At 66.2% G+C, this 13,838-nt stretch carries 10 protein-coding genes; 5 read left to right on the forward strand and 5 right to left on the reverse strand.

Annotated elements, in window-relative coordinates; translation table 11 throughout:
• Positions 1 to 2 precede the first annotated feature (2 nt).
• The 3 genes from nusA to infB are packed head-to-tail and all read left to right on the forward strand — an operon-like array spanning position 3 to position 4,763.
• A complete protein-coding gene (gene nusA / locus LPB142_RS01675) occupies positions 3 to 1,607 on the forward strand; it encodes a transcription termination factor NusA (RefSeq protein WP_071165308.1) in 1,605 nt (534 codons plus the stop codon).
• Between the two features lies 1 nt (position 1,608).
• Entirely contained in the window at positions 1,609 to 2,238 is a 630-nt protein-coding gene (locus LPB142_RS01680; protein WP_068766347.1) for an RNA-binding protein, read from the forward strand.
• Positions 2,235 to 4,763 carry a translation initiation factor IF-2 gene (gene infB / locus LPB142_RS01685; RefSeq protein WP_068766346.1) on the forward strand — a complete coding sequence of 843 codons (2,529 nt, stop codon included), beginning with the start codon at positions 2,235 to 2,237 and terminating at the stop codon, positions 4,761 to 4,763. Before LPB142_RS01680 ends, infB begins: the two co-directional genes overlap by 4 nt.
• Positions 4,764 to 5,085: 322 nt before the next feature.
• Here the strand turns inward: infB and LPB142_RS01690 are convergent, their stop codons facing one another.
• The 3 genes from LPB142_RS01690 to LPB142_RS01700 form a co-directional block, all read right to left on the reverse strand.
• Entirely contained in the window at positions 5,086 to 5,532 is a 447-nt protein-coding gene (locus LPB142_RS01690) for a (deoxy)nucleoside triphosphate pyrophosphohydrolase (RefSeq protein ID WP_071165309.1), read from the reverse strand.
• Complete coding sequence (gene argJ / locus LPB142_RS01695; protein WP_068766526.1) at positions 5,529 to 6,788, reverse strand: bifunctional glutamate N-acetyltransferase/amino-acid acetyltransferase ArgJ; 1,260 nt, start codon at positions 6,786 to 6,788, stop codon at positions 5,529 to 5,531. The genes LPB142_RS01690 and argJ overlap by 4 nt, the downstream gene beginning before the upstream one ends.
• A 133-nt stretch (positions 6,789 to 6,921) precedes the next feature.
• On the reverse strand, positions 6,922 to 7,767 hold the full coding sequence (locus tag LPB142_RS01700; RefSeq protein WP_068766344.1) for a peptidylprolyl isomerase: 846 nt from the start codon (positions 7,765 to 7,767) through the stop codon (positions 6,922 to 6,924).
• A 184-nt stretch (positions 7,768 to 7,951) separates the two neighbouring features.
• On the opposite strand from LPB142_RS01700, the gene secA reads away from it, so the two are divergent.
• Together secA and LPB142_RS01710 are read left to right on the forward strand one after the other, a co-directional pair.
• On the forward strand, positions 7,952 to 10,663 hold the full coding sequence (gene secA, locus LPB142_RS01705) for a preprotein translocase subunit SecA (protein WP_071165310.1): 2,712 nt from the start codon (positions 7,952 to 7,954) through the stop codon (positions 10,661 to 10,663).
• A gap of 202 nt (positions 10,664 to 10,865) precedes the next feature.
• Positions 10,866 to 11,801, forward strand: coding sequence for a hypothetical protein (locus LPB142_RS01710; RefSeq protein WP_071165311.1), 936 nt, complete (start codon positions 10,866 to 10,868; stop codon positions 11,799 to 11,801).
• 3 nt (positions 11,802 to 11,804) lie between these two features.
• On the opposite strand, the gene radC is transcribed toward LPB142_RS01710, so the two are convergent.
• On the reverse strand, positions 11,805 to 12,572 hold the full coding sequence (gene radC / locus LPB142_RS01715) for a RadC family protein (protein WP_071165312.1): 768 nt from the start codon (positions 12,570 to 12,572) through the stop codon (positions 11,805 to 11,807).
• A gap of 88 nt (positions 12,573 to 12,660) precedes the next feature.
• Positions 12,661 to 13,812: a molecular chaperone DnaJ gene (dnaJ, locus tag LPB142_RS01720; RefSeq protein ID WP_071165313.1), complete on the reverse strand. Its 1,152-nt coding sequence runs from the start codon at positions 13,810 to 13,812 to the stop codon at positions 12,661 to 12,663.
• Between the last annotated feature and the right edge of the window lie 26 nt (positions 13,813 to 13,838).

A 13,838-nucleotide genomic window follows, 5' to 3' on the forward strand; every position in this document is an offset into this window, starting at 1 on the left:
AGATGGCAATCACCTCTGCCAACCAGCTGGAACTTCTGCAAACCGCCGAGGCGGTGGCGCGCGAGAAGATGATCGACCCGGATCTGGTGATCCAGGCGATGGAAGACAGCCTCGCCCGGGCGGCGAAATCGCGCTACGGCTCGGAGATGGACATCCGCGTCCATATCGACCGCAAGACCGGCCGCGCCACCTTCACCCGCGTGCGCACCGTCGTCGAGGATGAGGCGCTCGAGAATTACCAGGCTGAGCTGACCGTGGCCCAGGCCAAGCAATACAAGCCCGATCCGCAGGTCGGCGACGAGATCATCGACGAGGTTCCGCCCGTCGATCTCGGCCGCATCGCCGCGCAATCGGCCAAGCAGGTGATCTTGCAGCGCGTCCGCGAGGCCGAGCGCGACCGTCAGTTCGACGAGTTCAAGGACCGCAAGGGCACGATCATCAACGGCGTCGTCAAGCGCGAGGAATACGGCAATATCATCGTCGATATCGGCCGTGGCGAAGCGATCTTGCGCCGCAACGAGAAGATCGGCCGCGAGAGCTATCGCCCGAACGACCGCATCCGCGCCTATGTCAAAGACGTGCGCCGCGAGACCCGTGGCCCGCAGGTCTTCCTGTCGCGCACCGATCCGCAGTTCATGGCCGAGCTCTTCAAGATGGAAGTGCCCGAGATCTATGATGGCATCATCGAGATCAAGGCCGTCGCCCGCGACCCGGGCTCGCGCGCCAAGATCGCCGTGATCTCCTATGACAATTCGATCGACCCGGTCGGCGCCTGCGTCGGGATGCGCGGCTCGCGCGTGCAGGCGGTCGTGGGCGAGCTTCAGGGCGAAAAGATCGACATCATTCCGTGGAATGAAGATCAGGCGACCTTCCTCGTCAACGCGCTGCAACCGGCCGAGGTCTCGAAGGTCGTCGTCGACGAAGACGCCGGCAAGATCGAGGTCGTGGTCCCCGATGAACAGCTCTCGCTCGCCATCGGCCGGCGCGGTCAGAACGTGCGTCTGGCCAGCCAGCTCACCGGGCTCGACATCGACATCCTGACCGAGGCCGAGGAATCGAGCCGCCGTCAGGCCGAATTCGCCGAGCGCACCAAGCTCTTCGTCGACGCGCTCGATCTCGACGAATTCTTCGCGCAACTGCTGGTGGCCGAGGGCTTCACCAACCTCGAGGAAGTGGCCTATGTCGATCTCGACGAGCTGCTGTCGATCGAGGGCGTGGACGAAGGCACCGCCGAGGAGCTGCAGGCCCGCGCCCGCGACTTCATCGAGGAGCAGAACCGCAAGGCGATCGAAGCCGCGAAGGAAATGGGCGTCGAACAGTCGCTCTTCGATTTCGAGGGCCTGACGCCCCAGATGATCGAGGCGCTGGCCAAGGACGGCATCAAGACGCTCGAAGATTTCGCGACCTGCGCGGATTGGGAGCTCGCCGGCGGCTGGACCACGGTCGAGGGCAAGCGCACCAAGGACGACGGGATTCTCGAGAAATTCGATCTCTCGCTCGAAGATGCGCAGGCGCTGATCATGACCGCGCGGATCCAGCTCGGCTGGGTCGATCCGTCGGAGCTCGAGGCCGAGGACGAGGCCGAAGAGGAAGAGGTCGAGGAATAAGATGAGCCGCGGGGGCCGGGAAAACACGCGTATCGAGCCGGAACGGCGCTGCATCGTCACGGGTGACGTGCAGCCCAAGGCCGGGCTGGTGCGCTTTGTGCTCGGCCCCGACGGGCTGATCTACCCCGATCTGGCGGAGAAACTGCCGGGCCGGGGGATCTGGGTCACCGCCGATCGCGACGCGATCGAGAAGGCGGCGACCAAGGGGTTGTTTGCGCGCGCCGCCAAGGCGCCCGCGAAGGCGCCGGAAAATCTGGCCGATATGGTCGAGGCAGGGCTTGCGCACCGCGTGATCGAGCTTATCTCTCTCGAGCGCAAGGCGGGTAAGGCCGTCATCGGCTTCGAGAAGGTCAAGGGCTGGCTCGCCGAGGGACGCGCAAAAGTACTGTTCCAGGCCTCCGACGGCTCGGAACGCGGAAAAGGCAAGCTCTGGACGCCCGAAGGCGGGCGCTGGTTCGGCTGCCTGACAAGTTCGGAATTGGGTTTGGCTTTCGGCCGCGATCATGCCATACACGGCGCGCTTGCGGCTGGCGGACTCACCCGACGTGTTATAGACGAAGCGGCAAGGCTTGCGGGCATGCGCAAGCAGGACGGCGGCAAGCCCGCCTGGAAGGATATGAAGACGGCATGAGCGATACGGACGGTAAAAAACCCTTGGGTCTTGGCGGCGCGCGCCCCGGTCAGGTGAAGCAGAGCTTCTCCCATGGCCGCACGAAAAGCGTGGTGGTCGAGACCAAGCGCAAGAAGGTGGTCGTGCCGAAGCCCGGCGCGGCTGGCCAGAAAGCTGGCGGTTCGCCTCATCTGGGCGACCCGTCCAAACGCCCTGCCGGCATCTCGGATGCGGAAATGGAGCGCCGCCTGAAGGCGTTGCAGGCCGCCAAGGCCCGCGAGGTCGAAGAGGCCGCGCAACGTGTCGCCGATGAAAAGGCCCGCGAGGAAGAACGCGAGCGCCGTCGCGCCGAGGCCGAGGCCAAGGAACGCGAAGAGCGCGAGCGCGAAGAGGCGATGCGTCTCAAGCAGGAAGAGGAAGAGCGCAAGAAGCGCGAGGCCGAACTGCGCGAGAAGAAGAAGGAAGAGGTTCGCAAGGCCGCTCCCAAGGCCGATGCCGCCCCGGTCGACCCGGCCGCCGCCGAGGCCGCCGCCGCGCGCGCCGCGACGAAAGGCGTCTCGACGACCGGCCCGCGCAAGACCGACCGCGACCGCGATGACCGCGCCAGCGCGACCCCGGACCGCGGCAACACCCGCGGCAAGGGCGACGAAGGCCGCCGCTCGGGCAAGCTCTCGCTGAGCGAGATCGAAGGCGAAGGCGGCCGTCAGCGCTCGCTCGCCGCGATGAAGCGCAAGCAGGAGAAGGCCCGCCAGAAAGCCATGGGCTTTGGCCAGAAGGCCGAGAAGATGGTCCGCGACGTGCAGTTGCCGGAAACCATCGTCGTCTCCGAACTTGCCAACCGGATGGCCGAACGCGCCGCCGATGTGGTGAAGGCGCTGATGAAGATGGGCATGATGGTCACCGCCAACCAGACCCTCGACGCCGATACCGCCGAGCTCATCATCGAGGAATTCGGCCATAAAGCCGTCCGCGTCTCGGACGCCGATGTCGAACAGGTCATCGATACCGTCGAGGACAAGGCCGAGGATCTGGTCTCGCGCCCGCCGATCATCACGATCATGGGCCACGTCGACCACGGCAAGACCTCGCTGCTCGACGCGATCCGCCAGACCAACGTGGTCTCGGGCGAGGCCGGCGGCATCACGCAGCACATCGGCGCCTATCAGGTGACGACGGCGACCGGCGCGGTGCTGACCTTCCTCGACACCCCCGGCCACGCGGCCTTCACCTCGATGCGCGCCCGCGGCGCCCAGGTGACCGATATCGTCGTGCTCGTCGTGGCCGCCGATGACGCGGTCATGCCGCAGACCATCGAGGCGATCAACCACGCGAAAGCGGCCGGCGTGCCGATGATCGTGGCGATCAACAAATGCGACAAGCCCTCGGCGAACCCGCAAAAGGTCCGCACCGATCTGCTGCAACATGAAGTCGTCGTCGAAGAGATGGGCGGCGAGGTCCAGACGGTCGAGGTTTCGGCCAAGACCCGCATGGGGCTAGACAGCCTGCTCGAGGCGATCGCGCTGCAAGCCGAGATCCTCGAGCTCAAGGCCAACCCCCATCGCGCCGCGCAAGGGGCTGTTATCGAAGCGAAACTCGACGTGGGCCGCGGCCCGGTCGCGACCGTTCTCGTGCAGCACGGCACGCTCAAGAAAGGCGACATCTTCGTCGTCGGCGAGCAGTGGGGCAAGGTCCGCGCGCTGATCAACGACAAGGGCGAGCGCGTCGATGAGGCGGGCCCGTCGGTCCCGGTCGAAGTGCTCGGCCTCAACGGCACCCCGGAGGCGGGCGACGTGCTCAACGTTGTCGAGACCGAGGCCCAGGCCCGCGAGATCGCCGATTACCGGATCCAGACCGCGCGCGACAAACGCGCCGCCGCCGGTGCCGCGACCACGCTCGAACAGCTCATGGCGAAGGCCAAGGCCGACGAAAACGTCGCCGAGCTGCCGGTCGTCGTCAAAGCCGACGTGCAGGGCTCGACCGAGGCGATCGTTCAGGCGCTCGAGAAGATCGGCAACGAAGAGGTGCGCGTGCGCGTCATCCATTCGGGTGTCGGCGCGATCACCGAGAGCGATATCGGCCTCGCCGAGGCTTCGGGCGCGCCGGTCATCGGCTTCAACGTCCGCGCCAACGCCCCGGCCCGCGCCTCGGCGAACCAGAAGGGCGTCGAGATCCGCTACTACTCGATCATCTACGATCTGGTTGACGACATCAAAGCCGCCGCTTCGGGCCTGCTCAAGAACGAGGTTCGCGAGAACTTCATCGGCTATGCCGCGATCAAGGAGGTCTTCAAGGTCTCCGGCGTCGGCAAGGTCGCGGGCTGCTTGGTCACCGAGGGCGTTGCGCGCCGTTCGGCCGGCGTGCGCCTGCTGCGCGACGATGTCGTGGTGCACGAGGGGACGCTCAAGACCCTCAAGCGCTTCAAGGACGAGGTCAAGGAAGTCATCTCCGGCCAGGAATGCGGGATGGCCTTCGAGAACTACGACGATATCCGCCCGGGCGATGTCATCGAGATCTTCGAGCGCGAGGAAGTGGAGCGCAGCCTGTAAGGGCTGCCTCCCCGCGCATCAGAATTGAAAAAGGGGGGCGCGAGCCCCCCTTTTTGCATTCCTCAAGCGGCTTTCCGGGAAACGGGCCGCCCGGCATACAGCCGATCATCGACCCGGACCACGATCTTGCCGTTATCGAGCTGAGCCTCAAACGTCCCCTGGACCGAGACGCAGCTTCCGACAGTGATAGTCCGCAGCATCAGACATCCTCCCAAATCTCATCTGCTTCCACGGTAGTCGCAAATTATTTACGAAGAGTAAACAACAAAACGCCGCTTCTCGAAATAATATTGCGATGCCGCGGGCGCAAACTAACCGAATATTACAGCCAATCGCGCAGAATCGGGATCAAGGGCTCATCCGCGGGCGGCATCGGATAGCTGCGCAGGTCGTTCGGCCGCACCCAGGCGAGCCTCTGCCCCTCCCGCGGATGCGCGATCCCCTCCCAGCGACGACAGGCATAAAGCGGCATCAGCAGATGAAAATCGTCATAGGCATGGCTCGCAAAGGTCAGCGGCGCGAGGCAGCTGTGCCAGGTGTCGATGCCGAGCTCCTCATGCAGCTCGCGGATCAGCGCGGTCTCCGGGCTCTCGCCCGGCTCGACCTTGCCGCCGGGGAACTCCCACAGCCCCGCAAGCGATTTCCCCTCCGGGCGCTGCGCCAGAAGCACCCGCCCGTCGGGGTCGATCAGCGCCACGGCCGCGACCAGAATGATCCGCGCAGGCGCGGGGGGCGGGGGCGCCCCCTCCGGGCCGCAGCCGCCGCTCACGAGCGATAATCCGCGTTGATATCGATGTAGCGGTGCGTCAGATCGCAGGTCCAGACCGATTTCTTCGCCTTGCCGAGCCCAAGATCTACCCCGATCACGAGCTCCTGCCCCTTCATATAGGCGCTCGCCGCCTCTTCGGAGTAATCCGGCACCCGCCAGCCATTCTCCGCCAGAACCATGTCGCCAAAGCTGATCCGCAGCTTGTCGCGATCCGCCTTCGCGCCGGATTTACCGACCGCGGCCACAACCCGGCCCCAGTTCGCATCCTGCCCCGCGATCGCGGTCTTCACCAGCGGCGAATTCGCCACCGCCATCGCGACCTTATGCGCATCCTCCGCCGTCTCGGCGCCGCTCACGCGCACCTCGACGAATTTCGTCGCGCCCTCGCCATCCTTGACCACCTGCTGCGCCAGATCGAGCATCACGCCATGCAGCGCCGCCTCGAAATCGCGCGCGACCTTCGAGCGCAGATCGGTGATCTCCGCCGCCGCCGAACGCCCCGTCGCCGCCACGATCAGCGCATCCGAGGTCGAGGTGTCGCTGTCGACGGTGATCGCGTTGAAGGTCTCGTCGACATTGCGCGAGAGCATCTTTTGCAGGTTCTTCGCCGGGATCTTCGCATCGGTGAAGATATAGACCAGCATCGTCGCCATATTCGGCGCGATCATCCCCGAGCCCTTGGCGATCCCGGCGATCTTGATCACGCCGCCTTCGCCCTCGATCTCGGCCGCGGCGCCTTTCGGGAAGGTGTCGGTCGTCATGATCGCGCGCGCCGCCGCCTCGATGCCGCCGGCGTCGAGCGCGGCCGTCAGCGCCGGGATCGCGGCCGTGATCCGCTCATAGGGCAGCGGCTCGCCGATCACCCCGGTCGAGGAGGAGAACACCCGGCTCGCCGGCATCCCGAGCGCCTGCGCCACCGCGCCGGTCACCGCATCCACCGCTTCCTGACCCAGCGCGCCGGTAAAGGCGTTGGCATTGCCCGAGTTCACCACGATCGCCGCACCCGCATCGGCAGGCACGCGCGCTTTCAGCTTTTCCTGACAATCGAGCACGCAGGCCGCCCGCGTCGAGGAGGTGGTGAACACCCCCGCGATCGCCGCGCCCGGCGCGATCTTGGCCAGCATCACATCGGTGCGCCCCGCATAGCGCACGCCGGCGGGCGCGGCGGCGAATTCGACGCCCTCGATCACCGGCAGATCGGGGAACCGCGCCGGCGCCAGCGGCGAGACGGGGTTCGCGGCCTTGACCTTGGTCATCACCGCGCCGACCTCGCCCGCGACCTCCTCGGCCACATGGCCCAGATCGCCCTTGAGCTTCTTCACCTTGGCCTTGAGCTTTTCGATCTTGGCCTTCAGTTCCGTCTTCTTCGCCATCGCCGCCTCCCGCGCGTTACTGGCCGAGAACCGTCGCGTCCTTCAGGACGGCCGGGTCGATCCCATCGGTCATCTTCTCGACCTTGGCGGCCGAAATCGTGTCTTTCACGCGTTTCTCGACGGCTTCCTGCCGCAGATCGCCCTCGATCTCGGCGCGCACGTCCTCGATCTTCGGCGCATCGGCCAGCCGCGATTCATAGAGCTTGATCACATGCCAGCCATATTCGGTCTGCACCGGCCCGGCGATCTCGCCGTCTTTCATGCCGGCGATCGCGTCGGCAAAGGGCTGCACCATCGCTTTGAGCCCGAACCAGCCCAGATCGCCGCCATTGGCCGCCGCGCCATCTTTCGAGTTCTTCTTGGCTTCCTCGGCGAAATCGGCGCCGCCGTCGATCTCGGCCTTGATCTTCTCGGCCTCTTCCTTGGTGTCGACGATGATATGGGCCGCGTGATACTCGCGCGAGGGCTCGGCCTCGGCGTAGCGGATCTTGTAGGCCTCCATCACCTTTTCCTCGGTGGCCGCGCCCTTGGCGGTGAAATCGAGCACCGAATTGGCCAGATAGGCGCGCCGGTCGACCTCGAGCGCGATCTCGTCGCGGTGGGTCATCATCCCCTCGCCGATCTCGGAGAGCGCGGTCTGCTGGATCAGCTGCTCGAGAATGCCGTTGAAGAGCACGTCATCGGGCAGGCTGAGATATTCGGCGGGCAGGCTGTCATGCACGACCAGCATCTGACCGAGCGTGATATCCTTGCCGTTCACCGTCGCCACCACCTGATCGGCCTTCAGACCCTCGGCCTGCGCCGCACCGGCCAGCGTCAGAACCAGCGTCGCCGCACCAAGAATCTTCGTGAGTTTCGGCATCAAAGCCACTCCATATGGGGCCGCGGCACCCCGCGGCGTTGACACTCTCCCGGCGGCCCCTTACATCGCCTAAGTCCTGTGAAAGCAGGCGCGCCCCGTATTCGATAGCCGTTCTAGGCGGCCCTTCGGAACACGGCAAGGCCGCTTTGCACACGATTTGGTCAGACGAACCCGCGGAGAAAACATGCTGGGCCTCGGAACTCTCGCAAAAAAGGTCTTCGGAACCCCGAATGACCGCAAGGTGAAATCGGTGCGCCCCCTGGTCGCCAAGATCAACGCGCTCGAGCCGGAGTTCGAGAAACTCTCCGATGCCGGGATCATCGAGAAAACCCGCGAGCTGCAAGGCCGCGCCCAAAGCGGCGAGAGCCTCGACGCGCTGCTCCCCGAGGCCTTCGCCAATTGCCGCGAGGCGGCGCGCCGCGCGCTCGGCCTGCGCGCCTTCGACACGCAGCTGATGGGCGGGATCTTCCTCCATCAGGGCAATATCGCCGAGATGAAGACGGGCGAGGGCAAGACCCTCGTCGCCACCTTCCCGGCCTATCTCAACGCGCTCGCCGGCAAGGGCGTGCATGTGGTCACCGTCAACGATTACCTCGCCAGCCGCGACGCGGAATGGATGAGCAAGGTCTATGGCGCGCTCGGCCTGACCACCGGCGTCGTCGTGCCCTTCCAGCCCGATGAGCAAAAGCGCGTGGCCTATGCCGCCGACATCACCTACGCCACCAACAACGAGCTCGGCTTCGACTACCTTCGCGACAACATGAAGGGCTCGGTCGAGGAGATGATGCAGCGCGGCCATTTCTTCGCCATCGTCGACGAGGTGGACAGCATCCTGATCGACGAGGCGCGCACGCCCCTGATCATCTCGGGCCCCTCGCAGGACCGCTCCGAGCTCTACATCACGCTCGACAAATATATCCCCGAGCTCGCGCCCGAGCATTTCACCCTCGACGAAAAGGGCCGCAACGCGACCTATACCGAAGAGGGCAATGAATTCATCGAACGCCGTCTGCGCGAAGACGGCGTGCTGCCCGAGGGCCAGTCGCTCTACGACCCGGAAAGCACCACGATCGTCCACCACGTCACGCAGGCCCTGCGCGCCCACAAGCTCTTCCACAAGGATCAGAACTATGTGGTGCAGGGCGGCGAGATCGTGCTGATCGACGAATTCACCGGCCGGATGATGAAGGGCCGCCGCCTCTCCGACGGGCTCCATCAGGCGATCGAGGCGAAAGAGGGCGTGCAGATCCAGCCCGAGAACGTCACGCTCGCCTCGGTCACCTTCCAGAACTACTTCCGCCTCTATGAAAAGCTCGGCGGCATGACCGGCACCGCCGCCACCGAGGCCGAGGAATTCGCCGAGATCTACAGCCTCGGCGTCGTCGAGGTGCCCACCAACCGCCCGGTGCAGCGCAAGGACGAACACGACCGCGTCTACCGCACCGCGCGCGAGAAATACGCCGCCGTGATCGAGGCGATCAAGAAAGCCCATGAGAAGGGCCAGCCGATCCTCGTCGGCACCACCTCGATCGAGAAATCCGAGATGCTCTCGGAGATGCTGAAGGCCGAGGGCATCCCCCATAACGTCCTCAACGCCCGCCAGCACGCGCAGGAAGCCCAGATCGTCGCCGATGCCGGCCGCCTCGGCGCGGTGACCATCGCCACCAACATGGCCGGCCGCGGCACCGATATCCAGCTCGGCGGCAATGTCGAGATGAAGGTGCTCGCCGAGCTCGCCGCCAACCCCGAGGCCGACCCCGACCAGGTGCGCGCGCGCATCGAGGCCGAACACGCCGAGGAGAAAAAGCGCGTGCTCGAGGCCGGCGGGCTCTTCGTTCTGGCCACCGAGCGCCACGAAAGCCGCCGCATCGACAACCAGCTGCGCGGCCGCTCGGGCCGTCAGGGCGACCCGGGGCGCTCGCTGTTCTTCCTCTCGCTCGAAGACGATCTGATGCGGATCTTCGGCTCCGACAAACTCGATTCGGTGCTCTCGAAGCTCGGCATGAAGGACGGCGAGGCGATCGTGCACCCCTGGGTGAACAAATCGCTCGAACGCGCCCAGGCGAAGGTCGAGGGCCGCAACTTCGACATCCGCAAACAGCTTCTGAAATTCGACGATGTGATGAACGATCAGCGCAAGGCGATCTTCAGCCAGCGCCGCGAGATCATGCAGGCCGAGGATATCGCCGAGATCGCGCAGGATATGCGCTATCAGGTGATCGACGATCTGGTCGATCAATATGCCCCGCCGAAAAGCTATGCTGATCAATGGGATGCCGCAGGCCTTCAGGCCGCGGTCCTCGCCGAGCTGAACGTCGATCTGCCGATCCCGGCCTGGGCGGCGGAAGAGGGCGTCGATCAGGACGCGCTGCGCGAGCGTATCGAGAAGGCGACCGATGCCTATATGGCCGAGAAGGCCGAGGGCTTTGGCGCGCCGACGATGCGGCTGATCGAGAAACAGGTGCTGCTGCAGACGATCGACACGAAATGGCGCGAGCACCTCGTCACGCTCGAGCATCTGCGCTCGGTCATCGGCTTCCGCGGCTATGCGCAGCGCGACCCGCTGTCGGAATACAAGACCGAGAGCTTCCAGCTCTTCGAGACGATGCTCGACGGGCTGCGCTCGGAGGTGACCAAACGTCTCGCCCAGATCCGCCCGCTGACCGAGGAAGAGCGCGCCGCGATCCTCGCCCAACAGGCCGGCCTCGCGCCGCCCGCGCCCGCCGAGCCCGGCACGGCCCCGGCGCCGGCCCCCGCCCCGGCGGCCCCCGAACCCGCCGCCGCGCGGCCGGGCTTCGACCCGAAAGACCCCTCGACCTGGGGCGAGCCCTCGCGCAATGATCCCTGCCCCTGTGGCTCGGGCGAGAAGTTCAAACACTGCCACGGCCGTCTCTGAGACGATTGCGGCATGGACAAGGCGGCTCCGGGGGCGACCTCGGGGCCGCTTTCCATATCTGGAGTGTTTCCAACGCCTTGCCTCCCAGATCTGGGGCGGTGAAAAGGTTTAAAAAATGGAAACATTGCCACAACCGGGTCATCGCTTTGCCCTTTTCCGCCCCTAGCCTTTGAAAAGACGAGGGATTCGGCTGGAGGCGGAGATGAACAGGCAAACTCTGCGCAATGTGATGATGGTCGGCGCGACGTTCCTGCTCGCCGCCGCGACGGGCCATGTGATGCAATCGGCCAATACGCTGGGCCCGGAACCCACCGCCGTGGCCGCCAATCCCCGCCTCGTGACGCTCGCCAATGTCACGCAACTCTCCGCCCGGATCGGCAGCACCGCCGAGCTCCCGAGCCTGCCCGCGCGCGCGATTGCCGCCGATGGCGGGGTCCGGCTCGCCGCGCTCACCGAGGCGCCGGAGGCGAGCTTCTCGCATTGTGATCCCGCGGCCCTGACGCTCACCCCGGCCCCCTCCGCGATGCTCGCCGTCGCGCTGCATGCGCCGTGCCGGGCCGGGCAGAGCGTGGAGATCGCGCAAGGCGCGCTGCGCTTTACCGCCACGCTGGATCCGCAGGGCGACTGGACGGGCACGATCCCCGCGCTCGCCGCGCGGGCCCGGCTCAGCGCGCGCCTCGGCCCCGACGAAACCCTCGAGGCCAGCGCCTCGGTCACCGGCCTCGAGGCGCTCAACCGGGTCGTTCTGGTCTGGCAGGGCGCCGCCGAGGCCGGGCTCAATATCTATGAATACGGCTCGGCCCATGGCGGCGCGGGCCATATCGCCGCCGACCGGCCGCGCACCCCCGAAACCGATCTCGGCGGCTATCTCACCGCGCTCGGCGACCGCCCCGAGGGCACTCATGCGCAGGTCTATACCGCCCCCGCCGGCATGACCGATCAACGTTTCGAGCTCGAGGCGCGCGTCGATGCCGCGAGCTGCGGGCAGGATCTCGAGGCCGCCGTGACGCGCGTCCTCGCCGGCCGCACCGCCGGGCCCGAGACGCTCAGCCTCGCGCTGCCCGGCTGCGACGAGCCCGAAGGCGCGGTGCTGATGGAGCTGCCCGCCCTGCCGCTCTCGCTCGCCGCGGCGAACTGAGCCTCAGAGATACCCCTCCGCGCGGAAGCTCAGCTCCCGGCTCTTGCCGATGATCAGATGGTCGTGCAGCACGAGCCCCAGCGCCTCGCAAGCGGTCTGGATCTGCTCGGTCATCGCGAGATCGGCCGGCGAGGGCGTCGGGTCGCCCGAGGGGTGGTTGTGCACGAGGATCAGCGCCGAGGCATTCACCTCCAGCGCCCGCTTCACCACCTCGCGCGGATAAACCGGCACATGATCGACCGTCCCGCGCGCCTGCTCCTCATCGGCGATCAGGATGTTGCGCCGGTCGAGATACAGCACGCGGAACTGCTCGGTCTCGCGATGCGCCATCGCCGTGTGGCAATATTCGAGCAACGCCGCCCAGGATGACAGCACCGGCCGGTGCAACACCTTCGCCCGCGCCAGCCGCTGCGCCGCCGCCTCGACGATCTTGAGCTCCTGCACCACCGCCTCGCCGACGCCCGTGACCTCCATCAGCCGCGCCGGCGGCGCCGAAACGACCCGCCCGAAATCGCCAAACACCTCGATCAGCCGATGCGCAAGCGGCTTCACATCCTGTCGCGGGATCGCGCGGAACAGCACCAGCTCCAACATCTCGTAATCGGGCAGCGCCTGCGCACCGCCCTCCATGAACCGCGCCCGCAGGCGCTTGCGATGATCGGCGATATAAGAGGGCAACCGCCCCGCCGGCATCACCACCGGCACCGCTTCATCGGCATCGCCGAAGAGCGGCATCGGGGCTTCATGAAAGGCGGAATCGCGGGGTTTCATCCCCCCAGCCTCCGTCAACATGGTGAAGAAAACGTTAACGCTTCTTCTTGGCCCAAATACGCAAAAACGGCGCCCGAAGGCGCCGCTCTCAACCTTTCATGCTTTCCCAGAAGCTCTTGACCTTCTTGAAGAACGTCGCCCCGACGGGGTTGTTCTCGGCCTCGATCTTCTCGAATTCGCGCAGGAGCTCCTTCTGCCGCGCAGTCAGGTTCACCGGGGTTTCCACCGCCAGTTCGATCACCATATCGCCGACCGCCCCGCCGCGCAGCGCCGGCATCCCCTTGCCGCGCAGCCGCATCTGCCGCCCCGATTGCGACCCCGCCGGGATCTTCACCCGGCTGCGGCCGCCGTCGATCGTCGGCACCTCGACCTCGCCGCCGAGCGCGGCCGAGGCCATGCTGACCGGCACATGGCAATAGAGGCTGATCCCGTCACGCTGGAAGATCGCGTGCTCGCGCACCTCGATGAAGATGTAGAGATCGCCCGCCGGGCCGCCGCGCATGCCGGCCTCGCCCTCGCCCGCAAGCCGGATCCGGGTGCCGGTCTCGACGCCCGCGGGGATGTTGACCGAGAGCGTGCGCTCTTTCTCCACCCGCCCGGTGCCATGGCACGACCGGCAGGGGTTCTTCACCACTTGCCCCGCGCCCGCACAGGTCGGGCAGGTCCGCTCGACCGTGAAGAAACCGTTTTGCGCCCGCACCTTGCCAAGCCCCGAACAGGTCGGGCAGCTTTGCGGCTCCGCGCCGCCCTCGGCGCCGGTGCCGTTGCAGGAGCTGCATTGCGACGAGCCGGGCACGGTGATCGTCTTCTGCGCGCCCTTGTAGGCCTCCTCGAGGCTGATCCGCAGGTTGTAGCGCAGATCCGAGCCGCGTTGCGCGCGCGAACGCCCGCCGCCGCCGGGTCCGCGCCCGCCCATGAAATCGCCGAAGAGATCTTCGAACACATCCGAGAAGGCCGAGGCGAAATCGCCCTGCGCATAGCCGCCGCGCGGCCCGCCGCCGCCGCCCATGCCGCCCTCGAACGCCGCATGCCCATAAAGATCATAGGCCGCCTTCTTGTCGGCGTCCTTGAGCACGTCATAGGCCTCGTTCACTTCCTTGAACTGAGACTCGGCGTCGGGGTTGTCCTGGTTGCGGTCGGGGTGAAGCTCTTTCGCCTTGGTGCGATAGGCCTTCTTGATCTCGTCAGCCGAGGCGCCCTTGGCGATGCCGAGAACCTCGTAGAAGTCGCGTTTTGCCATTGCTGACCCCTTTCAGAGAACAGGGG

Source organism: Rhodobacter xanthinilyticus (assembly GCF_001856665.1).
In the GTDB taxonomy this organism is placed as follows: Bacteria; Pseudomonadota; Alphaproteobacteria; order Rhodobacterales; family Rhodobacteraceae; genus Rhodobacter; species Rhodobacter xanthinilyticus.